This is a genomic window from Neoalteromonas flava (genome assembly GCF_002807685.1).
GTDB lineage: Bacteria > Pseudomonadota > Gammaproteobacteria > Enterobacterales > Alteromonadaceae > Alteromonas_E > Alteromonas_E flava.
Window position 1 is genome coordinate 81,660 of the sequence record NZ_PEAX01000002.1, and the last position, 21,867, is coordinate 103,526.

The window sequence follows — 21,867 nt, forward strand, 5'->3', positions numbered from 1 at the left end:
TATCGGTCTTATATGGGGTTAGGGTCAGAAAGTTCAATCACTGTAACAAGATTCCTGTCACAATAGATATAAAAAAAGGCTCTTGAAAGAGCCTTTTTTAATTTTTTATTCAGATGCCGCTTTCTTATCCTGAGAATCATATATCAAAATAGGCTTTGATTCTCCGCGGATAACTGACTCATCGATGACTACTTTACTTACGTTATCCATCGAGGGTAACTCGTACATGGTATCCAGCAACACAGCTTCAACGATTGAGCGCAAACCACGCGCACCGGTTTTGCGTTGCATCGCTTTTTGCGCAATTGCTTGCAACGCGTCATCGCGAAACTCGAGCTCTGTCTCTTCAATCGCAAACAATGCACCATATTGTTTAGTTATGGCATTTTTAGGTTCGCGTAAGATTTGGATCAACGCTTCTTCATTCAACTCTTCAAGGCTGGTTACCACTGGTAATCGCCCAATGAATTCTGGAATAAGGCCGTATTTAACCAAATCTTCAGGCTCAACTTGACGGAATAGTTCTGTCAGTAACTTTTTGTTCTGCGAATCTTTAACCTTAGCACCGAACCCAATACCTGTGCCCGTGTGAGCGCGTTGTTCGATCACCTTATCCAAGCCTGCGAAGGCGCCACCGCAAATGAACAAGATTTTAGATGTGTCAACCTGCAAAAACTCTTGCTGTGGATGTTTGCGCCCACCTTGTGGTGGTACAGATGCAATAGTGCCTTCGATAAGTTTCAACAAGGCTTGTTGCACACCCTCACCAGAGACATCTCGAGTAATTGATGGGTTATCAGATTTACGAGAAATCTTGTCAATTTCATCAATATAGACAATCCCACGCTGAGCCTTTTCTACATCGTAATCGCATTTTTGTAGGAGCTTCTGAATGATATTCTCTACATCTTCGCCCACATAACCGGCTTCGGTAAGTGTAGTTGCGTCAGCCATAGTAAATGGAACATCCAGTAGCCGTGCCAACGTCTCCGCCAACAAGGTTTTACCACTGCCCGTTGGACCAATCAGCAAAATATTACTCTTGCCTAATTCTACACCGTCATGCACATCGCCATTTCGTAGGCGCTTATAATGATTATAAACTGCAACTGAGAGCACTTTCTTAGCATGCTCTTGACCGATCACATAATCGTCTAGATGAGCGTGGATTTCATGCGGTTTAGGCAATGAGTCCTGTTGCTGCTTCGGAGCAATTTCTTTTATTTCTTCACGAATGATGTCATTACATAACTCAACACATTCGTCACATATGAACACTGAGGGACCCGCAATCAACTTGCGCACTTCATGTTGGCTTTTCCCACAGAATGAGCAGTACAGTAATTTATTATCACCATCACCGTTTTGCTTGTCTGTCATGTATCGATTGCCTCTATTTTTTCATTAAGCAGCGTACTGCTGTTAATTAGTCTAGTCGATTATGCGTTTAATGCATCCGCACGATTAGACAATACTTTGTCAATTAAACCATATTCCTGAGCTTCCGTCGCACTCAAAAAGTTATCACGGTCGGTATCTTGTGCCACTTTTTCATACGGCTGGCCAGTATGCCCTGCCATTAAGCGGTTCAGTTTTTCTTTAATAGACAGGATTTCTCTAGCATGAATTTCGAAATCCGATGCTTGCCCTTGGAAACCACCCAAAGGTTGGTGGATCATCACCCGTGAGTTAGGCAAACAGTAACGCTTACCCTTAGCCCCACCAGACAGCAAAAATGCGCCCATACTGGCCGCTTGACCAACGCAAACTGTGCTCACATCGGGCTTAATGAAATTCATGGTGTCATATATCGCCATACCTGCGGTGACCGAACCACCAGGAGAATTAATATATAAGAAAATATCTTTTTCTGGATTTTCAGCTTCTAGAAATAACATCTGAGCCACGATCAAATTCGCCATGTGGTCTTCAACCTGACCAACCAAGAAAATGACGTTTTCTTTTAATAAACGGGAATAGATATCGTAGGAGCGTTCACCCTTGGACGTTTGTTCAACAACCATTGGAACCAACGCATTGGCGGGGTCAAAAACATTCTGCATGAAAAAATGGCCTTTTTAAAAACTAGATAAAAAAATGCTCGGTGGTTACCGAGCATTTAATCAGTTGCAGACTATAAAAGTCAATCACAGCCAGTGCAGATTACGCCTGTTTGTTCATGATCTCGTCAAAGTCTTTCTTAACTTCTTTGGTCTTGGCGTTATCTGCAATCCATTCGATGGCTTGCTCTTCAAGCGCAACGTTTTGCATTTGCTGCATTAACTCGTCGTTAGACTTGTAATACTCAATAACTTCAGTCGGATCTTCATACGCTGAAGCCATTGATTCGATCAGACTGTCAACGCGAGCGCTATCTACTTGCAATTCTTGCTTCTTGATAATTTCGCCTAACAATAAGCCAACCGAGACACGGCGCTTAGCGTTATCCATGAACAAATCAGCCGGTAACTCAGGTAAATTTTGACCTTGACCTTGCTGTTGGAAACGCTGTTTAGCTTGCTCACGAAGTGCGTTAACTTCTTGGTCAACAAGGGCTTGTGGTAAATCAAGCTCATTCTTGTCAAGCAACGCTGCAATCACATTTTCTTTCAATTGTGATTTCAACGTTTGATCCAATTCACGCTGCATATTTTTCTTAACTTCTTCGCGCAACGCTTCAACACCGCCTTCTTCAACACCGAATAGCTTAGCAAATTCGTCATCTACTTTTGGCAATGCTTGACCTTCAACCTTCTTCACAGTGATCGCAAAGCTTGCAGCTTTACCTTTCAAGGCTTCAGCATGATAGTCTTCAGGGAATGTCACTTCAGTAACAAACTCTTCGCCTTTCTTTGCACCAACTAAATCTTTTTCAAAACCTGGGATCATGCGATCTTTGCCAAGCTCTAAAGTAAAGTCTTCTGCTTTACCACCGGCGAATTCTTCACCGTCGATAGAGCCAACAAAATCAATAACCACACGGTCATCTTTCTTAGCTTTACGTTTAACTTCTTTCCACTCAGCGTGCTGCTTCTGCAACGTGACCATCATGTTGTCTAAATCTTTTTCTGAGATTTCCACAACAGGCTTTTCAATTTTAAGTTTATCGACGTCTTTAACTTCAATCTCAGGATAAACTTCAAAAGACGCAACAAATTCGAAGTCTTCTCCGTCTTTGTCATTCTTCAGTTCGAATGAAGGATAGCCAGCTGGCGTGATTTTTTCTTGTACAATGGCTTCATAAAAGTTGCGTTGCATAACATCACCTGCAACTTCCTGACGAACCGCAGTACCATAACGCTTCTTAAGTACAGAAACTGGCACCTTGCCTGGACGGAAACCATTAATACGCTGTGTTTTAGCCAACTGCTGTAGGCGTGATTTAACTGCACTGTCAATCGCATCAGCAGGAACAGTGATAGTAAGACGGCGTTGTAAACCTTCAGTCGTCTCAACAGAAACTTGCATTGTAATACCTCAACTTTGCGCCGGATGACGCGCTTACAAATCAGATGTTTTAAAACAGCCAATGCCGCCCGTAACACCTTTTCTTATGTGGCGCTTTGTTTGGCGTCGGTTAAAAAAAGACGCGGTAGTATACAGGCTGGATTTTTCAGAGTCGAGATGTAAAAGCCATTTTCGTCAGTTATGCTAGCGATATTAATGTAAATTTATGAGTTTTCATTTAATTCAGTTGGGCGTAACTATGGAAAACAGTATTAATTGGCAAGATTTTGTCAAGGTAGAGCTTCGGGCTGGCACTATTATCAGCGTAGAAGAGTTCCCTGAAGCGATCAAACCTGCCTACAAATTAACCATCGATTTTGGCCACAAAATTGGTATCAAACGTTCGAGCGCACAGATCACCGCACATTATGCGCCGGAGGACTTAATCAATAAGCAGATCCTTGCAGTTATCAACTTCCCTCCCAAACAAATAGGGCCATTCATGTCTGAATGTTTAGTCACAGGGTTCTACGATATGGACAATCAAGTTGTATTGCTAAGTCCGGATATGCCCGTCGAGAATGGCGCTAAATTAGGCTAGCGGAATTAATCATTAGAAATGAAACGATAAAGAATGTTTTCGTTGTGGATAATCAAACAAAAAAGTGGTCGGTGAGATAGGATTCGAACCTACGACCCCTTGGACCCAAACCAAGTGCGCTACCAAGCTGCGCCACTCACCGACAATGTACAAATAGATGGTGCGGAAGGAGAGACTTGAACTCTCACGCCGTGAAGCACTGGAACCTAAATCCAGCGTGTCTACCAATTCCACCACTTCCGCAAAAATGGGGTGGACGATGGGATTTGAACCCACGACAACCGGAATCACAATCCGGGGCTCTACCAACTGAGCTACGCCCACCATAATGACTTGTTGCGACCATTATAGTCTACTTAACCTTGCTTGCCATCGATACTGATTAAGTTTCGACAAGATTCTTCGAATCTCCCGGCGGCCTAATGGCGCGTCCGGCAGGATTCGAACCTGCGACCCACGGCTTAGAAGGCCGTTGCTCTATCCAGCTGAGCTACGGACGCGTAGCGAATCTGTGCAAGATTAAAGTGGTCGGTGAGATAGGATTCGAACCTACGACCCCTTGGACCCAAACCAAGTGCGCTACCAAGCTGCGCCACTCACCGAACCAAGTAGAAGCACCATTCAGCACCTCTACGGGGGGCGCATATTACCGACTTGCCTTAATCTCGTCAAACACTTTTAAGATTAATTTTGCAGTTGTTCAAATTGCGTTCAAGTTGGGTACTTTGCGGACAAAAATCGCGCGTGAAACTCTTGAGGCGGGATCAATTTCAGCGCATAAGTACAGTTTCTAAAACAGTAGAATTTAGCTAAGGTAAATCGGCGCTTTGGAAGGCGCAATGGGTGGGCTTTTAGCGGAGGCGTTGGCGCTCTGGCAGGCGCTGTAATCGGTGGTTTGGTTGGAGCTAGTAATTATTACTAGCGGCAAGCTGACCAGCCCAAAGTTGCTGACTGGTTTTGCGCAGCCCCAAATACCGGGGAGTAGCTCAATATACATAGGAGGGAGACAGCTCCCTCACTCAAACAGTAGAGAATTTAACAGTGATTAACAATCTTAAGTTTTGGCTTTACTACTTTGCAACTCGTGGTTGCTTCGCCATGTTATTACTCTGGGGAGTCACCCTAATCCCTGAATTTGAGATTAAATGGCCACTGGGGCTAATTTTACTGGTTGGAATGGTTATCGCTACAACAACATTTCTATTCGAAAATAGGCGAGGAAATAAATCCCCACGTAGCGATTGAATCCAACCCGCGATCCATGGGATCATGCACTGGTTTGATTTAATCCTTAAAGAGTAGTTTCCACATGCCAGCTCATCGCATCGACGGTAAAGTTATCGCTAAACAAGTGCGCGACGATGTCGCTAATTATGTTGCCTCGTTGAATGAGGCACAAAAGCGCGTCCCCGGACTCGCAGTAGTCTTGGTCGGTTCTGACCCCGCATCGCAAGTTTATGTGAATAATAAAACCAAAGCCTGCGAAGAAGTTGGTTTCGTCTCAAAGTCGTATGATTTACCGGCGACGACGAAACAGCAAGACTTGCTGAACTTGGTTGATGAGCTAAACGCAGACGACAGCATCGATGGCATATTAGTGCAACTTCCATTGCCTGCAGGTCTTGACGCCGAGGCTATCCTGGAACGGATCCACCCGCATAAGGATGTGGATGGCTTTCATCCCTACAATATAGGCCGTTTGGCACAACGTATTCCAGCACTTCGACCTTGCACTCCCAAAGGTATTATGACCATGATTGGCGCAACTAAGCGTCCAATTAAAGGACTCGATGCGGTGATTGTTGGCGCTTCAAATATCGTTGGCCGCCCGATGTCTTTAGAGCTTTTATTGGCGGGTTGCACGGTTACCACTTGCCATAAATTTACTAAAGACCTTCATGCACACGTGAGTCGTGCAGACTTGCTAGTCGTCGCTGTGGGAAAAGCCAACTTTATTCCCGGCGAATGGATAAAGCCCGGAGCCATCGTTATTGATGTGGGTATAAATCGACTGGACGATGGTCGGCTGGTGGGCGATGTCGAGTATGACAAAGCTGCAGAAGTTGCCGGGTGGATCACGCCGGTGCCCGGTGGTGTTGGTCCTATGACAGTTGCCAGTCTGATCGAAAACACACTCGAAGCCTATATTAAATTTCATTCATAGAGACTAGCTTGGAACAGTTGACAATTGAGACCGCACTAGCAGCAACCCGCTTCTGGCTGCAAAACGTCGTGATCGGCGAAAACTTCTGTCCTTTTGCCAAACGGGAGTTCGAACGTCAAACCATTCGCTACGTTAGCTGTGACATGCATAGCATAGATCAGCAAGCAGAGATGGTACTGCAAGAATGTGCCTACTTAGAAAATAATTCAGCGGTTGAAACGACCTTAATTATATACCACCCCGCACACCGTGAAGTCGCTCAAGCGCAACACAATATTTATAACTTCGACGATTACCTAGTGCTTGCCGAATTGGCTCAATCAACCAAGACTCGTGCGGGCTATGACGGGCTATTCCAGCTCGCGACTTTTCATCCTGATTACTGTTTTGCCGGTGAACCTGCGCATGACGCATCCAACTTTACCAATCGCTCTCCTTTGCCTACGTTGCATATTATTCGCGAGGCAAGCATTGATCGAGCGCTGAAAACGTACAAAAATCCAGAGCAGATCCCCGCAGTGAATATCGAGCGTGCACGCGCACTGGGAACTGGTTACTTTGAAAATTGGTTAGCCAAGGCATTCAGGGCGAGTTCGCAGTAAACTCGCCCTGCATTAAAAACAATTGGGTTATTGCACTGGTGCAGATTCAGTCAGCGGAGGTTCCTGCATTTCAGGTGGTTCGACCAAATCACTGCGGCCTTTATTTAATTGATCATAATTAAAGCTGCTTAGAGCAAATAGCCAATGTTCGAGCCAGGGTTTGCTCGCTAGCACGTATCCAACATAGAAGTTGTCACCGTCTTGATACAATTGCACTAGCAGTTGTTCGTCGAACTTAGTCTTTATTACAATCTCGCTTTGGGGATTGAATTCCGCAGCCAGAGTCTCACGGGCGATGGCCCGATCAAATCGCGTACTAATTAAGCTATTCACGGTAGTCCGTAAAATACCCGGAAACACCAGTTGCTCATCCTCAGCCAGGTCAACCAGTTGCCATTGTGCCTGCGCTGTTTCATCTCCATTACCAGGGTTTGCTGAACTGACGATTTGATATCTATCATCCGTATCTCGGGTGACTGATGCAATCGCGTCAAGCTCAATCAGTGGGATTGGATTAACTAACCAAGCAGACGCTGTTTCTGGCAGCGCAATTGTCTGATCAATCAACCAGCTCTGTGCTGCATTAGGTATGCGCACAAAGCTTCCAAAGCCACTGGTCGATTGACGACCGACTAGCACCTCAAAGCTTCGTTCAGCGCTATGCAGGGATATAAGTTTTGAGGTCGATTCTGCCTGGGCAAGTGGTTCTACGCCCAAACGCGAGTATTGTTCAGCATTCTGCGTTTTTGCTTCGATTTTATTTGCACTGCGTAAACCATCAATGAGTCCAGCTAAAGTATCCATGTCCACTGGTAACGAGTGATCACTGTGCAGATGCTTTGCCCGCCACTCATTCTCGACTTTCTCGGCCAACAGCACTGTACCATTGGCATCAGCGATCTCGATTTGAGTCAGTGTTGGTAAGAGATCAACGAATTCAGCAAGTAATGGCTGCTCGACCGGTTCAGGAATACTGTTATCCTGTTTAAGCAACCAGATACTCGTTCCTACCGTTAGTAAAAATGCGGTCAATAAACTAATTAATGTAGACGTTTTCATAGCCGCTCTCCTATCCTTGCTGTTGTCGCGTGGCTTTTGTGCGTAGTAAGCGCGCAAGCCCAAACAGCAAGAACGCTAGCAATAACGGCGTTACCGCAACATTGATAAGTTTTAACCAATTCCCCAACTTGTCGATATCGCGGTCCAGTTGGAAGCGTACTTCGCGTAACTCCTTACGAATTTCAATGCGCTTATCGACAAATTCATCGATTGCGGCCTGCTGTTCAGGAGAGACCACCAATGCTCCGCTATCGCCTTGTACACTCTGCAATTGAGCCAACTGAGATTCAGTCTCGGCCAATTGCTGCTGCAGGCGTTCCTCCTGCTCGCGAAACTTCGCTTCAGCGGCTATTTCTAGCGCTTCAACACGCGTAAATGGGCGCGCGAACGTGCCCCGGCTGCGAACACTGATAAGCGCATCACTGCCGCTTAAATTTTCTACAGCATTGGTAAACATGTCGCCATTATTGGCAAATGGGGTGAAAATTGTTTGCCCGAAGAAGTTGCTTTGCTGCACCCAAAAACGATCCGCCAATAAGTCTGCATCGGCAACCACAATCAGATTCAAGCGGTCAGTTTGCTTGAGCCAGTTAGTATCGTCTTGTTTCTCTTCGGCAAACGCTGACAAAGCCTTACCGGTTATTCGTGCGACAACCACATGCTCACTATCATCTGTGACGAAAGCTCTGGAGAACTCTTGTGGGTCTTGCGTTGACGCATAAGTCATGGCTGCATACATCTGACTGTTGCTCGAGCTACGCACCAGCGGCTGCATGTTGAGTTCACTATTCTCAGACAGGGTTAACGCCCCAACCGACGCAGCATTGATACTTTCTAAGTTGGCAGTAACGACGTCTTCAGCATCAAGACTACTCGCGTCAAAACCCAAAATACCCAAATGCCGGGCAACGCCTCCTTGTGGCGTACGCACTTCTAAACCCAAATTAGCATCCAAGACAACGGCGTCTTTTGCTAGTTCTATGCCCCACGCCGATAATAGCGGGAAGTCAGATGCGTTAGCTCCCATAGCCCCCATCATTGCCATCGGATCAGATTCGTAATGGGGGTCGGCAAATAACAATATACGCCCGCCTTGCATAGCAAACTGGTCAATGGCCTGCAGCAATGCATCCGACAAATTCTGTGGATGTGCAAGCAGCAGAATATCTGTTCCCACCGGAATTTCTGTGGCACCAGTGGTAAGCAGGTTGACCTCATAAAGTTGTTCTAGTTGGCTGTAAATTGCCATAGGGGGATCAAACTGCCCTGTCATCGGGTTTTGCCCACCACTGAACGCCAAGTCCGAGATAATGGTTAACGCAACGTCTGCCGAATCACTTAATTGATAGAGCAACTTACTCACGTCATATTCCAAAAAGCTTTCTTTTTGTGGATCAAAAAACCCGATAACGTGCTGCTCATCCACGGCATTAGTACCAGCCAAACCAAAATAGACGGATTCACCAATTTGCCCAATTGCTGCGGCGGTTAAGCCATATTGTGCGGCCTGGTCTTCAGCCTCTGAAAAAGGGACGGGATCAATAACCTGCAGCCGAATTTTGCCATTTGAAGCACTTTCATATTCGCGCAACAAGCTTTCGACCCGGTTGGCGTAATTACGCAAACCTGTCATACCCTTAGTCGCGGTATCCGAATAAAAAAAGTATAGATTGATCGGTTCGTCAATATCAGCGAGCACCGCCTTGCTGCCTTCTGACAAGGAATAAACTTGATTTTCTGTCAAATCTATTCTGACGTTATTGAGCACTTGATTGTTGACGATCACTAAAGAGAAAAACAAACCTGCAAGTAGCGCCAACCCTAAGCTAAAAGAAAATATCCTGTTCATGCTTAATCTGCCTTTTTCTGTTCAATAATCATGAAGTTAGCAATCAGAAAAATCACTATCACAATTAAAAAGTAACCCACATCATTGAGTGCGAGGACCCCTTTCGCCATAGCTTCAAAGTGCGTTAAGAAACTAAACGAAGCAATAGTATCCAGTACCCAAGCTGGTGCCCAACCTTGAAAAGCGTCTAACACCACGTTGCTGCCACTTAATACGAAGAGAAAACAAATCACAATCGCGAGGATAAAAGCGATAACTTGATTCTTGGTTAATGCCGACATACACAGACTAATGGCAAGAAAACCACCCGCCATAAACCAGCTGCCGAGATAGGCTGCCAGTATGATTCCGTTATCCGGCGCGCCCAAATAATTGACCGTTAACCACAACGGGAACGTTAGTGCCAAGGCCAAACCTAACACCGCCCATGCGGCAAGAAATTTACCCACCACTGCTTGTGTTACGGTAATTGGCAACGTCATCAACAGCTCTATCGTGCCTGACTTTCGCTCCTCCGCCCAACTGCGCATAGCAATTGCTGGTACCAGAAACAAATACAACCAGGGATGGAAGTTGAAAAACGGCAATAAATCCGCTTGACCGCGTTCATAAAACTGACCGATAAAGAACGTAAATACCCCGCTCAGCATGAGGAAGATAGTGATGAAAACATAGGCAACAGGGGTTGCAAAGAAGCTGGAAAACTCACGTCGAAAAATAATGCCTACCGCGCTCATGCTACTTGCTCCTGTGTGATCTGGCGAAACACCTCGTCCAATCGCCCTTGCTCAATAAACAGCGTATCTACGGGTAATTTCCGTACCTGAATATAATCTGTAACCAGGTGCAAAATGTGCGCGTCGGCCTCCGGGAATAATGTCACGCGACCAGTTGCTTTATCTATTTGCATGTCAGCGACACCATCTAATTCCAACAAACCCGAAATATCGGCTTGATAGCTCAAATGTAGAGTTATCGCCTTGTGATATTTAGACTGCTTGAGCAACGCCTCAGGAGTGTCATCAAACTTCAACTTTCCTTGAGCAATAACCATTACCCGATTACAGACAGCTGTCACTTCTTCGAGAATATGCGTCGAGACAATCACTAGCTTATCTTTTGAAAGGTGCTGGATGAGCTCACGCACTTGATGTTTCTGATTGGGATCAAGGCCGTCAGTAGGCTCATCTAAAATCAGAATTTGTGGATCATGAATAATCGCCTGCGCCAGACCAACGCGTCGTTTATAACCTTTGGATAAATTCTCTATTGGCTTATCCAAAACTGAACTCAGCGCTAATTGCTGAATTACCGCAGCCAGGCGTTCGTCTTTATATGCCCCTTTCAGCTTGCGGATATTGGCAATGAAATGTAGAAATTGAATGACGGTCATATCGCCATAGGCTGGGGCACCCTCAGGCAAATACCCAATCCGTGCTTGAATGGCTTTACTGTCTTCGAGAACCGACAATCCGTCGACAGTTATTTCGCCCTTGCTTGGGCGTAAAAAACCGGTCAACATTTTCATGGTTGTGGACTTGCCAGCACCATTTGGGCCTAAAAAGCCGACAATATCACCAGGCTCCAAAGAAAAAGAGAGATTGTCGACAGCGGTAAAGTCGTCAAATGTTTTACTGAGTTGGCTTACTGAGATCATAGTCTTCCTATTCTTGACTCATCGACAAGTTAGCTGTGGGAATACTATCGATGCGGTGATAGCATCAACAGCCTCGCACGCGAGAAATTGGGGCGAATGCGGGATTTTCAATAGACCATTTGATAAAAAAAGACCTGCACAATGGCAGGTCATAAAGTTGGGATCCGTGAAACATACAGGTCATATCCGGCGATATGACAGTGACACTATAAACAATAGATGTGAATAGAATATGTCGACATTAAGGTTAAATGTTGCTGTTTGTGTCCAACTCTCGATAAATGGATGAACAGGAACTCGCTAGCATGCTAACGCAGAACATCACTCCTATTGGATATATCTCGACACCTTTTACCGAAAAATTCGGTATCCCGCGCCAACCTGCGGTAGCTGAGGATATTGAAGGAACCATTCAATTTACTCCCGAATACTGTAACCCTGATTTTTTGCGCGGCATTGAACAGTTTTCCCACTTGTGGCTGATTTTTAGCTTCCATCAACACTTAGCGCATGCCCCAACACCATTGGTTCGCCCGCCTCGTCTCGGTGGCAATAAAAAGATTGGCGTGTTTGCCAGTCGAAGTTCATTTCGCCCAAATCACATAGGGTTGTCTCTGGTGCGCTACGCCAGTCATACCTATGCAAATGGACAATTGCGCTTGACGGTAAAAGATATTGATTTGCTCAATCAAACACCTATCTTAGACATCAAACCCTACGTTGCCTATTCAGATAAGCCAACTACAGCATATTCAGGCTATGCGGAGACTCCCCCACCTCAGCCGCTTAACATTACGTATACGCTTGCAGCGCAACACCAGTTGAACCAAAGGCGAGAGCAATACCCACAATTAGCGTTTATTTTAGCCAAAGTGCTACCTGCTGATCCGCGCCCCGCATATAAGAGAGAGCATTCTGATGAGAAACAATATGCCCTGCGGTTATGGGATCTGGATATCCTTTGGCATGTTCGCGACAGCGCAGTAGTAGTAGAACAAATCAAAAAATTCGAAGACTAATTCAAAGCCCGAAATGGCTAAGCGAGGGGAAAATCTGAACGCTTAAGCAAATTAGCTTTTGCCATCTAAAACCCGACTGCTAGAATAGCCGGATTTACACTTAACCACGAGAATTCAGACGGCATGCGCACTAGCCAATATTTGCTATCAACCCAAAAAGAAACCCCTGCAGATGCAGAAGTCATTAGTCATCAGTTGATGCTCCGCGCGGGCATGATCCGCAAGCTCGCATCTGGCCTTTATACCTGGCTACCCAGCGGGCTTAGGGTATTAAATAAGGTTGCAGATATTGTCAAATCAGAAATGAATAAGGCCGGGGCTATCGAGGTCCTTATGCCTGTGGTTCAACCGGCTGACCTGTGGCAAGAATCCGGGCGTTGGGAAGAATATGGTCCGGAACTCCTACGTATCAAAGATCGTCATCAGCGCGACTTTGTTTTGGGCCCAACACACGAGGAAGTGATCACCGCATTGGTGCGCAATGAAATTAGTAGCTACAAGCAGTTACCATTAAATCTATATCAAGTACAAACCAAGTTTCGTGATGAAGTGCGCCCGCGGTTTGGTATCATGCGTGGCCGTGAATTTACCATGAAAGACGCCTATTCGTTTCACATGGATCACGCTTGTCTGCAACAAACCTATGACAAGATGCATGAAGCCTACTGCAATATCTTTACTCGCTGTGGCCTAGAATATCGCCCGGTAGTGGCAGACTCTGGTGCGATTGGTGGCAGCGTAAGTCATGAGTTTCATGTCCTTGCTGAATCTGGCGAAGACGATATTGTATTTAGCGACCAGTCCGATTACGCGGCGAACATTGAAACCGCTGAAGCGTTAGCTATTGGTGAGCAACAGACAGCCTTTGCGCAACAAGAGAAAGTTGCAACACCTGGCGTTGGTTCCATTGAAGAGGTCTGTAATCACTTAAATGTAGACGCTACCCAAACGGTGAAAACTATCATCGTGGTTGGGGCCGAAGCAGACGATCCAAATGCGCAAGATGCGCCTCTGGTTGCGCTAGTCGTGCGTGGTGACCATAGTCTTAATGAAGTAAAAGCTGAAAAGTTACCACAAGTTCTAGCCCCGCTTACCTTTGCCAATGACGCACAGCTTAAGCATTCCTTGCGTTGTGGTGCTGGAAGCGTTGGTCCTTTGGCACTGAGTATCCCTGTTGTGGTTGATCGCAGTGCTCAGTTACTGGCTGATTTCGTGTGCGGAGCGAATGAAGATGGGTTTCATTTAACCGGTGCTAATTGGCCGTCGGAAATCAATGTGGCGGATATCCGCAATGTTGTAAAAGGCGACCCTTCACCGGATGGCAATGGCGTATTGGATATTCGTCGAGGAATTGAAGTTGGCCACATATTCCAACTCGGCGACAAATATTCAAAAGCCATGAACTGTGGCGTCCTGAGCGAAACCGGCAAGCATGAAACTTTACAAATGGGTTGCTATGGCATTGGTGTTTCGCGGATTGTAGCCGCAGCAATTGAACAAAATCACGATAAGTACGGAATTATTTGGCCCGATGCTATCGCCCCATTTAAAGTCGTTTTGATCCCCATGAATATGCACAAGAGCCACCGTGTTAAGGAAGCCGCCGAAGCGATTTATCAGGAGCTCTGTGAGTTAGGTATCGAAGTATTATTTGATGACCGCAAGGAACGCCCCGGCGTTATGTTCGCCGATATGGAGCTGATAGGTATACCTCATCATATCGTTGTAGGTGAACGTAACCTTGACAATCAAGAAGTGGAATACAAGAATCGCCGTAGTGGTGAAAAACAACTGATGGCTATATCTGCGATTAGCGAGTATATCGCACAGCTATAATTCTGGATGGGGATAGTATGCAATTAACATTCTACGGTGTCAGAGGCTCTATCCCCACGCCCGGCGAGGAATTTGTTCGCTACGGCGGAAATACTGCCTGTGTAGATATTAAGTTATCTAATGGACAACACATCGTGTTGGACGCCGGAACCGGGATCCGTTTGTTAGGTAAAAAATTGATCGCCGAACAAACGCCGATCACGGTACTGCTCTCCCATAATCATTGGGACCACATTCAAGGATTTCCGTTTTTTGCTCCAATTTATCAACCAGGGCGCGAAATAACAGTGATCCCGGGTAAGGTTAACGACGGTAATGCGAACGCCGTGATCGAACAGATGCAAGGCTCATTGTTTCCCGTGCCTTTCTCTGCATTACAATCTAAAATTTCAGTGACTCCAGCGACAGAAGATGAGTGGCAATGCGCGACTGCTACGATTCAGCGTATGCCGATTAACCACCCGGGTGGCGGCTGTGCCTACGCTATATCTGAAGGTAATAGCAAAGTGGTCTACCTGACCGACAACGAGTTGTATCCGCCGTACAAAAAAAGCAGCGACTTTCTAGAATTTGTTGAGTTTTGTCGCGATGCCGACTTACTGATCCATGACGCCCAATACATGCTTAGTGATATGCCTGCGAAATCAGGGTGGGGACACTCTGTTGCGGAAGAGGCAGTCAAGCTCGCGATGGCCAGTAACAGTAAACAACTCGCGTTGTACAGCCATGATCCAGAGCGCACCGATGATGATGTCGATGCAATTATTGCCCATTGTCGCAAGTTTATTCAGGCCGCTGGGGCTCCATTACACCTTTTTGCTTCGTATGAAGGTCAAACACTAGACTTTGAGTGATCACAAGGAACAGTTTATGCGCTACAGGATCGTCGCACTTCTATGCTTTTTGCAATGCCCTTCAGTTCTGGCACAAATGTCAGATTCCGCTGATGGTCAGGAATCACCAGCTCCTTCAATATTGGATAAACGCGTGTCAGCTGACAAGCAAGCCATTAAAAATCCGTTTGCGATTAGCCAGCATCGACGCAATTACATTTTACCATTCACCCATATCAGCAACCCCAATGGTATTGGCAATCAAGCCTTAACTGAAGAAACTATCGATAATGTCGAAGCCAAATTTCAGATCAGTATGAAGATACCGCTGTATCAACCTACAGAAGCCATAGATGGGTTGTTTTTTGGATTTACCGCTGTGTCCTTTTGGCAAGTATACAATGATGAAGCCTCTAAACCCTTTCGTGAAACCAATTACGAGCCAGAGATTTTTTATCAGTGGCAAGCTGATTTGTCATTACTGGGTTATCGCTTTAACGCCGTCCAAGTGGGTCTGAATCACCAAAGTAACGGTCAAAGTGGGTTGCGTTCACGCAGCTGGAACCGAATAACTGCAACCGCATTATTTAGCGATTATGACTCGGTATACTACATTCGTAGCTGGGTTCGCCTGCCCGAAGATGACAAAATTGATGCTGACGACCCCACTGGCGATGACAATCCCGATATTCACGATTATTACGGCCGCATGGAACTCGGCTATGGTGCGGTGTTTGGGGAAATTGAATTTCTGATGAAATGGCGCAACAACCTGCAATTCGATGACAATCGAGGCAGTATTGAGCTTAACCTCACCTACCCCATCAGCGAACGTTATCACCTAATGATGCAATACTTTAATGGCTATGGAGATTCGCTGATCGACTATAATCGTCAGCAGCAACGCTTTGGTCTCGGCATTCAACTACGTTTTCTGTAATGGTGCTCTGCGCGGGCATACGCCCGCCGCATAGAATAGTTGCATGTGCACATCTACCAACTTATCGATATTACGTTGATAACCACCGCCAATCACGGCTGCAACCGGCAAATTCATTGCTTTACACGTCTCTAGTACAAGACTGTCACGTGCAAACACGCCGTCTGTAGTAATGGCTAAATGCCCCAAATCATCGTCGCAATGAATATCGACACCCGCATCGTAAATAACTGCATCTGGTGTCGCAGTGCGAAGTGCCAACTGCAGCGCATTTTCTACAACCTCTAGATATTCTTCGTCACCTGTTCCTTTGGCAAGTGGAAAATCAAAATCAGAGACTTGTTTACGATAAGGAAAGTTCTTTTCGCCGTGCAGCGAGACGGTAAAAACCCGCGGGTTGTTTTCCGCCAGTTTAGCGGTACCGTCACCTTGATGAACATCACAATCAAAAATCAGAACTTTGTCAATGCCCGGCTTTTCCAACATCTGTAAAGCAGCTAAATAAAGATCATTCACCATGCAAAAGCCACTACCATAGTTGGCGAACGCATGATGATACCCCCCCGTTAGGTTAAGGGCTATGCCATGCTGCAAGGCAAATTGTGCAGTTGTGACTGTGCCCGCAGCGGCCGTCAATGTTCGTTCAACCAATTGCTTAGACCAGGGAAAACCTATCCGACGCATGGCCTTTGGGTCGAGAGTACCGGCAACCAATGCATCAATATACTTGGGCTCTAAGACTCTTTTAATTTGCTGTGGAGACAATGCCTCTGGCTGATGGAAACACTTCGCATCAACCCCTTCGCGTCCGAGGCGATCACGGATCCCCTGATACTTTTCAATCGGAAAGCGATGCCGCTCGGGCAAATCCAATTGGCTGTAAATTGGGTGAAAGACTAAAGGCACCATATTGAAAATTGGTTATTCACTATTATCACTACTAATCCAACTGACAAACTGGGAAAAGTCAGACCTTGCAGCATGTTACTGTTAAGTTGCTCAATAATACGCGGGAACGCAGTATTTGGTGCACCCGCGCACAAACGTTGGCGGTATAATTATCTATGGGGGTGCAGTAGCGCTACAATCGAGTCAACTTGTTGCGTCGCCTTTTGCATGTGTTCAGTAACATCTTTACGTGCCGCAACCCCCTTATACTGTTCTGACAGTGTCGCGATATGGGTCGCCACACTGCGGATCGTGGACGCTACGTTGTGCTGCTGCTCAGTAATGTGCGACAGTTGCTTAGCCTCTTTCTCTGTTTGTTCGACACCCGCCACGGCAGAAGAAAGCATACTCAAAGCATGACTCGCTTCCGCCGCGTTATCATCTGACAAAGCCTTGCCTGACTGCATAGCACGAACTGCGCCTTGCGCCTCTTGTTCAAAGCTGCTTAAAATTGCATTGATTTCTTTGGTCGAATGCTGCGTTTTTGCGGCTAATGCTCTTACTTCGTCTGCCACAACCGCAAAGCCTCGCCCTTGTTCGCCTGCTCTGGCAGCTTCAATGGCGGCGTTTAACGCTAATAGATTGGTTTGATCGGCAATTTCGTTGATCACATTAACCACTCCAAGAATATCACGACTGCGATGCTGCAATGCTTCAACGATTTCACCTGACGCGGTAACGGTTTTAGCCAATGCAGCAAACCCTTCATTGGCCTTTTCAAATGTTTGGTAACAGACTCCCATGCTACTATTGGAATCCCTCGCCACCTCATCCATGCGCTGAGCAATACTTATTAGCTCGTCTACATGTTGGTCAAACTGCGCCGTCACACCATTGAGCTTTGCTGACTCTTGCGATTGACTCTGCGCTCCCGCATGGATATCTCGCGATACATCAGCCAATGTATGGCTTGCCTTTTGCACGTGAATTTCGGTTTGCGACAAAACTTGCACCGTTTGTGCAAGCTTCTCTTGCAATGTCCGCGTGGAGTCGGCTAGCACGCCAAGTTCATTAGCGCTTCGGTAGTGAAGCGTTTGCTCATATTCACCTTCAGCAATCGATTGTAGTTGTGTGGCTACCAATTTAACTGGCTTGATCACTTCGGAGCGCAAGCGACGAATAACGTAAAACACGGTCAGAATACTTATTGCCATGATTGCCAGCACCAATAACAACAATGTTGAACGGGTTTGACTTTGCAACTCTGCAACGTCAGCACCTGCTCGTGAAGCAATTTTACTTTTTAGGTCGGAAAGCAGTTTTGCCGGCTCGCGATCAATTCCTCTGACGGCAGCATCGCCCACTTTAGAGTCATAGCCAGAATCAATAAACTTCTGATAACCACGGCGATATTCCGTCGCCATAGTCGCATGCGCGGTTAAAAATTTAGCTATCGTTTGCTTAGATTCTTCACTGATTGCTGCAGAGCCTTGCATCCGCTGCAACGCAGCTTGAATGTTGCTTTCTTTTTGCTTAAATCGGGCCCAGTACTTTTCACGATCCTCAGTTTTGTAGCCGCGCAATAGCACGTTTTTCCATTCCTGCACTTGAGTCTTAAAGTCGCTTAGCACAGAGGCTGCATCTCTTTCTGCCTGAATAACCGTACGCTCAAGCTGATCGAAACTGGATAATACAGTGGTCGTTTTGTACACACTGATCCCAGACAAGACTAACAACACAAACAAACTGATCAGTACGGGTAGGATGACCAAGGTGCTGATACTTTTATACTGAGGCATGTGATGCTCCGCCGAAAAATGGGCAATATAACCGTAAAACTGTGACAAAACTGTGACACTTAGCGCGGCGACTGCGCGATAGGAGGATATTTAACCAGGCAGCGATTGAACCACTTTACTGATCTATGCCACTATTCAGTTTTAATCTTTACTTTTTGCCACGCCATGCAATCACACGACGCCACACCATTGACTGACTTTATTGAATACCCGCCCGAGGAAATGCTATCTCGTTCAGAATCTTTCTACGCTGAGATTAAACGCAGGCATAGCATTCGTAAGTTCAGTGACCGCAAAGTGCCTAGAGCAATTATCGAAAACTGCATAAAGGCGGCAGGAACAGCTCCCAATGGGGCCAATCATCAGCCGTGGCACTTTGTGGCGATCCATTCCAGTGAGGTTAAGCGACAAGTTCGTGAGCAAGCTGAGGCGCATGAGCGCGGATTTTATGAGGGGCGCGCCGGTGAAGAATGGTTGCATGCTTTAAAGCCTCTAGGCACTGATGCAGATAAACCCTACCTAGAACATGCGCCTTGGTTGATCGCTATCTTTAGTCAGAAAAAAGGGGGATTGGATACTTCGCAGAAGCAAACCAATTATTACGTGCACGAATCTGTTGGCATAGCGACGGGTATGTTGATAACAGCGTTACACCATAGTGGTCTCGCGACGCTAACGCACACGCCCAAGCCAATGACCTTTTTATCCAAGATTTGCCAGCGTCCGGATGATGAAAGACCCTACATGTTGCTAGTAACTGGTTATCCCGCCGACGATGCGACGGTACCACTGCATGCCCAACAAAAGAAGCCATTGGCGGACATTGCGACATTTCTGTAGCCGCACCACACACTCCTCTGCATCATTGAAACGGTTGAAATCGCCTATGCCATTGTTTTTATCGCAAAACGTGGCACTTCTGGCCATTATGAGCTTAGCTTAACAGGCGAGGTCGCATGCGGAGGGCACATGATCAAAGAACCTATTCACGGACGATACCAACTTCACCTTAGTGGAGTTCGGCTTATCTGTGATTATGCCGAGGGTTTTAATTTACCCGGTGTGAAACGTATCACCAATGACATGCTGCAGGCGACTACTCATCTATCCTCTTGGGTTTTATTGCAACGCCCCGAAGCGAGCGCCGGCATTACTCAAGAAGCGATTCCTGCCATGATGCAAGGCTACGTTCAGTTGCAAAATGCTGGATGTAAGGCCGTTGCAATTGTCGATCGCAGTATCTTTGTGCATGCAGGGATCCCCTATCATCCACGAGAATTAATCATCCCCATCCGGATCGAACAGAATGAAACAAAATTAATCCAATGGCTCGATGAAATTGAAGTAGGCATTGCTACCACTGCCCAACCATCTAATGACCCCAAGCTGTATTCTTCACGTTAGCAAACGATAAGGCATAAACAGTTAACTATGATATTAGTTATCCTTCCTGCAAATACTGTTTCCATACCGAGGTGAATGAACCGTTTTTTGCGACTCTACACGGATATGCAGCACAACGCATGCCCGCGTCAAGGAAAGGTTCAATAAAGGCGCAAAAGAATGCTATATTCAAATTTGCACGGACGCGTTAATGACTCGATAGACTTATCCAGACTAACGCTAACTGTGCGTTAACGCATAATAACAAGGAGCGCCCACAGTGCTGGAAGAAATACTTAACTATCTGCTGTCATTCCAAACCATCTTACTGATCTTTGTCATCATCTTACTCAAAGCATCGATAAAGTTCGTGCCGCAGAACCGAGCGTTTATTATTGAGCGATTTGGGAAATACACTCGCACCTTAGAAGCAGGACTCAATTTTATCGTCCCGTTTATCGATACGGTTGGTGCTGACCGCTCACTGAAAGAGCAGGCCGTTGACGTACCAGAACAATCGGCGATAACCAAAGACAACATTACGCTTTCAGTTGATGGCGTCTTGTATTTTCGTGTTATAGACCCTTACAAAGCGACATATGGCGTCGAAAACTATACTTTTGCCGTCACCCAATTAGCGCAAACCACGATGCGTAGCGAGTTAGGCAAAATGGAATTGGATAAAACCTTTGAAGAACGCGATGCGTTAAATAGCTCAATCGTCGGTGCTCTAAATGAAGCAGCAAACCCTTGGGGTATTCAAGTATTACGTTATGAACTTAAAGACATCAATCCGCCGAATTCAGTACTCGATGCGATGGAGCAGCAGATGAAGGCTGAGCGTTTAAAGCGTGCCCAAATCCTTGAGTCTGAAGGTGACCGCCAAGCAGCCATTAACCGCGCAGAAGGTGATAAAGCAGCCATTGTACTTGCCGCCGAGGCCGACCGCGAAGAACAAATATTGAAAGCAGATGGTGAAGCCCAAGCCATTATTCGGGTTGCGCAAGCTGAAGCTGAAGCATTAGAAACCGTGGGTAAAGCTGCGGCCACTGCTGAAGGACAAAAAGCGGTTCAACTTGACTTAGCAAAAGGTGCGATTGCTGCCAAAGAAAAAATCGCCAAGGAATCTTCAGTGGTGCTGTTGCCTGATAACGCCACAGAAATTGGTGGCGTAGTCGCACAGGCGATGACGATTATCAATAAATTAGGTTCAACCAACTAGGTGGTTATCTATGGACAATATGCTGACTAACATGCCTCACCTGTTGTTAGGTGTGGGCTTGATTTTCTTGATTTTAGAAGTGATTTTAGGGTTTACCACGGTGCTTTTGTTAACCTTGGGGTTATCCCTCATCATCACTTCTGGTTTAATGTATGGTGAGTTCCTTGACGAAGACTTGCTGCATGCGTTCATCGCGATTGCGGTCATTGACACCGTCCTTTTAGCCTTGCTCTACCGGCCGATGAAAAAGCTGCAACAAGACAAAAAACCCAATGCTGTTAAGTCGGATTTAATCGGTGACACCTTTGAGTTAGATGCCGATATCGGCCCTGGCATTAAAGCGACGCAGCGCTTTTCTGGCATTAATTGGCAAGTTAAATCGTTCCAGCCAATAGCCAGAGGTACAACGGTCAAGATCACGCAAGTCGAGGTAGGATTACTCCATGTTGAACCGGTGTAAGCCCAAGTTTTAATATCGCCTTTGCATGCCCACAGAGCTTAATTGGCAAATGAGACGATATTGCAGGAATTCGCTACGTCTGTGACATCATCGAAGCTAACAAAAAAG

Annotated in this window: 20 protein-coding genes and 5 tRNA genes; 11 read left to right on the forward strand and 14 right to left on the reverse strand. The window is 46.1% G+C overall.

Annotated elements, in window-relative coordinates; translation table 11 throughout:
• Nucleotides 1-105 precede the first annotated feature (105 nt).
• The 3 genes from clpX to tig all read right to left on the reverse strand — a co-directional run bounded on the left by clpX (nucleotide 106) and on the right by tig (nucleotide 3,468).
• Nucleotides 106-1,380 (reverse strand): ATP-dependent protease ATP-binding subunit ClpX, encoded by a 1,275-nt coding sequence (clpX, locus tag CSH92_RS04240; protein WP_100656384.1) that lies wholly within the window; start codon nucleotides 1,378-1,380, stop codon nucleotides 106-108.
• A 59-nt stretch (nucleotides 1,381-1,439) separates the two neighbouring features.
• Nucleotides 1,440-2,063 carry an ATP-dependent Clp endopeptidase proteolytic subunit ClpP gene (clpP, locus tag CSH92_RS04245; protein WP_100656385.1) on the reverse strand — a complete coding sequence of 208 codons (624 nt, stop codon included), beginning with the start codon at nucleotides 2,061-2,063 and terminating at the stop codon, nucleotides 1,440-1,442.
• A 100-nt stretch (nucleotides 2,064-2,163) separates the two neighbouring features.
• Nucleotides 2,164-3,468, reverse strand: coding sequence for a trigger factor (gene tig / locus CSH92_RS04250; RefSeq protein WP_100656386.1), 1,305 nt, complete (start codon nucleotides 3,466-3,468; stop codon nucleotides 2,164-2,166).
• Nucleotides 3,469-3,673: 205 nt separating this feature from the next.
• Between tig and CSH92_RS04255 the strand changes: the two genes are divergently transcribed.
• Entirely contained in the window at nucleotides 3,674-4,048 is a 375-nt protein-coding gene (locus CSH92_RS04255; protein ID WP_420807489.1) for a tRNA-binding protein, read from the forward strand.
• 65 nt (nucleotides 4,049-4,113) lie between these two features.
• Here CSH92_RS04255 and CSH92_RS04260 read toward each other — a convergent pair.
• The 5 genes from CSH92_RS04260 to CSH92_RS04280 form a co-directional block, all read right to left on the reverse strand.
• Nucleotides 4,114-4,190, reverse strand: a tRNA-Pro gene (locus CSH92_RS04260).
• A 16-nt stretch (nucleotides 4,191-4,206) separates the two neighbouring features.
• Nucleotides 4,207-4,291 (reverse strand) — tRNA-Leu (locus CSH92_RS04265).
• Nucleotides 4,292-4,296: 5 nt separating this feature from the next.
• Nucleotides 4,297-4,372 (reverse strand) — tRNA-His (locus CSH92_RS04270).
• 99 nt (nucleotides 4,373-4,471) lie between these two features.
• A tRNA-Arg gene (locus CSH92_RS04275) sits at nucleotides 4,472-4,548 on the reverse strand.
• Between the two features lie 25 nt (nucleotides 4,549-4,573).
• Nucleotides 4,574-4,650, reverse strand: a tRNA-Pro gene (locus CSH92_RS04280).
• A gap of 707 nt (nucleotides 4,651-5,357) precedes the next feature.
• On the opposite strand from CSH92_RS04280, the gene folD reads away from it, so the two are divergent.
• Nucleotides 5,358-6,212, forward strand: a complete 855-nt coding sequence (folD, locus tag CSH92_RS04285; protein WP_100656387.1) for a bifunctional methylenetetrahydrofolate dehydrogenase/methenyltetrahydrofolate cyclohydrolase FolD — start codon at nucleotides 5,358-5,360, stop codon at nucleotides 6,210-6,212.
• An 8-nt stretch (nucleotides 6,213-6,220) separates the two neighbouring features.
• Nucleotides 6,221-6,814, forward strand: a complete 594-nt coding sequence (locus CSH92_RS04290) for a DUF1415 domain-containing protein (protein WP_100656388.1) — start codon at nucleotides 6,221-6,223, stop codon at nucleotides 6,812-6,814.
• Between the two features lie 27 nt (nucleotides 6,815-6,841).
• On the opposite strand, the gene CSH92_RS04295 is transcribed toward CSH92_RS04290, so the two are convergent.
• The 4 genes from CSH92_RS04295 to CSH92_RS04310 are packed head-to-tail and all read right to left on the reverse strand — an operon-like array spanning nucleotide 6,842 to nucleotide 11,379.
• Nucleotides 6,842-7,873 (reverse strand): DUF4340 domain-containing protein, encoded by a 1,032-nt coding sequence (locus CSH92_RS04295; protein ID WP_100656389.1) that lies wholly within the window; start codon nucleotides 7,871-7,873, stop codon nucleotides 6,842-6,844.
• A gap of 10 nt (nucleotides 7,874-7,883) precedes the next feature.
• Nucleotides 7,884-9,722 carry a Gldg family protein gene (locus CSH92_RS04300; RefSeq protein WP_100656390.1) on the reverse strand — a complete coding sequence of 613 codons (1,839 nt, stop codon included), beginning with the start codon at nucleotides 9,720-9,722 and terminating at the stop codon, nucleotides 7,884-7,886.
• Between the two features lie 2 nt (nucleotides 9,723-9,724).
• Complete coding sequence (locus CSH92_RS04305; RefSeq protein WP_100656391.1) at nucleotides 9,725-10,459, reverse strand: ABC transporter permease subunit; 735 nt, start codon at nucleotides 10,457-10,459, stop codon at nucleotides 9,725-9,727.
• A complete protein-coding gene (locus CSH92_RS04310; protein WP_100656392.1) occupies nucleotides 10,456-11,379 on the reverse strand; it encodes an ABC transporter ATP-binding protein in 924 nt (307 codons plus the stop codon). Before CSH92_RS04310 ends, CSH92_RS04305 begins: the two co-directional genes overlap by 4 nt.
• A gap of 305 nt (nucleotides 11,380-11,684) precedes the next feature.
• Here CSH92_RS04310 and tsaA point away from each other — a divergent pair, with 305 nt between their 5' ends.
• From tsaA to CSH92_RS04330, 4 genes are all read left to right on the forward strand, one after another.
• On the forward strand, nucleotides 11,685-12,398 hold the full coding sequence (tsaA, locus tag CSH92_RS04315; RefSeq protein ID WP_100656714.1) for a tRNA (N6-threonylcarbamoyladenosine(37)-N6)-methyltransferase TrmO: 714 nt from the start codon (nucleotides 11,685-11,687) through the stop codon (nucleotides 12,396-12,398).
• A 123-nt stretch (nucleotides 12,399-12,521) separates the two neighbouring features.
• The gene (locus CSH92_RS04320; RefSeq protein WP_100656393.1) at nucleotides 12,522-14,234 is read left to right on the forward strand and encodes a proline--tRNA ligase; all 1,713 of its coding nucleotides are present in this window, start codon (nucleotides 12,522-12,524) and stop codon (nucleotides 14,232-14,234) included.
• Between the two features lie 17 nt (nucleotides 14,235-14,251).
• The gene (locus CSH92_RS04325) at nucleotides 14,252-15,088 is read left to right on the forward strand and encodes an MBL fold metallo-hydrolase (RefSeq protein ID WP_100656394.1); all 837 of its coding nucleotides are present in this window, start codon (nucleotides 14,252-14,254) and stop codon (nucleotides 15,086-15,088) included.
• Nucleotides 15,089-15,164: 76 nt separating this feature from the next.
• Entirely contained in the window at nucleotides 15,165-16,007 is an 843-nt protein-coding gene (locus tag CSH92_RS04330) for a phospholipase A (protein ID WP_240612745.1), read from the forward strand.
• Here CSH92_RS04330 and CSH92_RS04335 read toward each other — a convergent pair.
• Together CSH92_RS04335 and CSH92_RS04340 are read right to left on the reverse strand one after the other, a co-directional pair.
• Nucleotides 15,993-16,916, reverse strand: a complete 924-nt coding sequence (locus CSH92_RS04335) for a histone deacetylase family protein (protein ID WP_100656396.1) — start codon at nucleotides 16,914-16,916, stop codon at nucleotides 15,993-15,995. The genes CSH92_RS04330 and CSH92_RS04335 overlap by 15 nt on opposite strands.
• 149 nt (nucleotides 16,917-17,065) lie before the next feature.
• Nucleotides 17,066-18,694 (reverse strand): methyl-accepting chemotaxis protein, encoded by a 1,629-nt coding sequence (locus CSH92_RS04340; protein WP_100656397.1) that lies wholly within the window; start codon nucleotides 18,692-18,694, stop codon nucleotides 17,066-17,068.
• Nucleotides 18,695-18,859: 165 nt separating this feature from the next.
• On the opposite strand from CSH92_RS04340, the gene CSH92_RS04345 reads away from it, so the two are divergent.
• The 4 genes from CSH92_RS04345 to CSH92_RS04360 all read left to right on the forward strand — a co-directional run bounded on the left by CSH92_RS04345 (nucleotide 18,860) and on the right by CSH92_RS04360 (nucleotide 21,759).
• Nucleotides 18,860-19,534 carry a nitroreductase family protein gene (locus tag CSH92_RS04345; RefSeq protein ID WP_100656398.1) on the forward strand — a complete coding sequence of 225 codons (675 nt, stop codon included), beginning with the start codon at nucleotides 18,860-18,862 and terminating at the stop codon, nucleotides 19,532-19,534.
• 129 nt (nucleotides 19,535-19,663) lie between these two features.
• Nucleotides 19,664-20,098 carry a hypothetical protein gene (locus tag CSH92_RS04350; RefSeq protein WP_100656399.1) on the forward strand — a complete coding sequence of 145 codons (435 nt, stop codon included), beginning with the start codon at nucleotides 19,664-19,666 and terminating at the stop codon, nucleotides 20,096-20,098.
• Nucleotides 20,099-20,360: 262 nt separating this feature from the next.
• Nucleotides 20,361-21,299: an SPFH domain-containing protein gene (locus tag CSH92_RS04355; protein WP_100656715.1), complete on the forward strand. Its 939-nt coding sequence runs from the start codon at nucleotides 20,361-20,363 to the stop codon at nucleotides 21,297-21,299.
• Between the two features lie 10 nt (nucleotides 21,300-21,309).
• Nucleotides 21,310-21,759 carry an NfeD family protein gene (locus tag CSH92_RS04360; protein ID WP_100656400.1) on the forward strand — a complete coding sequence of 150 codons (450 nt, stop codon included), beginning with the start codon at nucleotides 21,310-21,312 and terminating at the stop codon, nucleotides 21,757-21,759.
• Nucleotides 21,760-21,867: the final 108 nt, after the last annotated feature.

What these genes read in the sequence shown, in the direction of transcription:
- clpX (WP_100656384.1), bottom strand. Translation starts at nt 1,380, where the DNA reads ATGACAGACAAGCAAAACGGTGATGGTGATAATAAATTACTGTACTGC.
- clpP (WP_100656385.1), bottom strand. Translation starts at nt 2,063, where the DNA reads ATGCAGAATGTTTTTGACCCCGCCAATGCGTTGGTTCCAATGGTTGTT.
- tig (WP_100656386.1), bottom strand. Translation starts at nt 3,468, where the DNA reads ATGCAAGTTTCTGTTGAGACGACTGAAGGTTTACAACGCCGTCTTACT.
- CSH92_RS04255 (WP_420807489.1), top strand. Translation starts at nt 3,674, where the DNA reads ATGAGTTTTCATTTAATTCAGTTGGGCGTAACTATGGAAAACAGTATT.
- folD (WP_100656387.1), top strand. Translation starts at nt 5,358, where the DNA reads ATGCCAGCTCATCGCATCGACGGTAAAGTTATCGCTAAACAAGTGCGC.
- CSH92_RS04295 (WP_100656389.1), bottom strand. Translation starts at nt 7,873, where the DNA reads ATGAAAACGTCTACATTAATTAGTTTATTGACCGCATTTTTACTAACG.
- CSH92_RS04300 (WP_100656390.1), bottom strand. Translation starts at nt 9,722, where the DNA reads ATGAACAGGATATTTTCTTTTAGCTTAGGGTTGGCGCTACTTGCAGGT.
- CSH92_RS04305 (WP_100656391.1), bottom strand. Translation starts at nt 10,459, where the DNA reads ATGAGCGCGGTAGGCATTATTTTTCGACGTGAGTTTTCCAGCTTCTTT.
- CSH92_RS04310 (WP_100656392.1), bottom strand. Translation starts at nt 11,379, where the DNA reads ATGATCTCAGTAAGCCAACTCAGTAAAACATTTGACGACTTTACCGCT.
- tsaA (WP_100656714.1), top strand. Translation starts at nt 11,685, where the DNA reads ATGCTAACGCAGAACATCACTCCTATTGGATATATCTCGACACCTTTT.
- CSH92_RS04320 (WP_100656393.1), top strand. Translation starts at nt 12,522, where the DNA reads ATGCGCACTAGCCAATATTTGCTATCAACCCAAAAAGAAACCCCTGCA.
- CSH92_RS04325 (WP_100656394.1), top strand. Translation starts at nt 14,252, where the DNA reads ATGCAATTAACATTCTACGGTGTCAGAGGCTCTATCCCCACGCCCGGC.
- CSH92_RS04330 (WP_240612745.1), top strand. Translation starts at nt 15,165, where the DNA reads ATGTCAGATTCCGCTGATGGTCAGGAATCACCAGCTCCTTCAATATTG.
- CSH92_RS04335 (WP_100656396.1), bottom strand. Translation starts at nt 16,916, where the DNA reads ATGGTGCCTTTAGTCTTTCACCCAATTTACAGCCAATTGGATTTGCCC.
- CSH92_RS04340 (WP_100656397.1), bottom strand. Translation starts at nt 18,694, where the DNA reads ATGCCTCAGTATAAAAGTATCAGCACCTTGGTCATCCTACCCGTACTG.
- CSH92_RS04345 (WP_100656398.1), top strand. Translation starts at nt 18,860, where the DNA reads ATGCAATCACACGACGCCACACCATTGACTGACTTTATTGAATACCCG.
- CSH92_RS04350 (WP_100656399.1), top strand. Translation starts at nt 19,664, where the DNA reads ATGATCAAAGAACCTATTCACGGACGATACCAACTTCACCTTAGTGGA.
- CSH92_RS04360 (WP_100656400.1), top strand. Translation starts at nt 21,310, where the DNA reads ATGGACAATATGCTGACTAACATGCCTCACCTGTTGTTAGGTGTGGGC.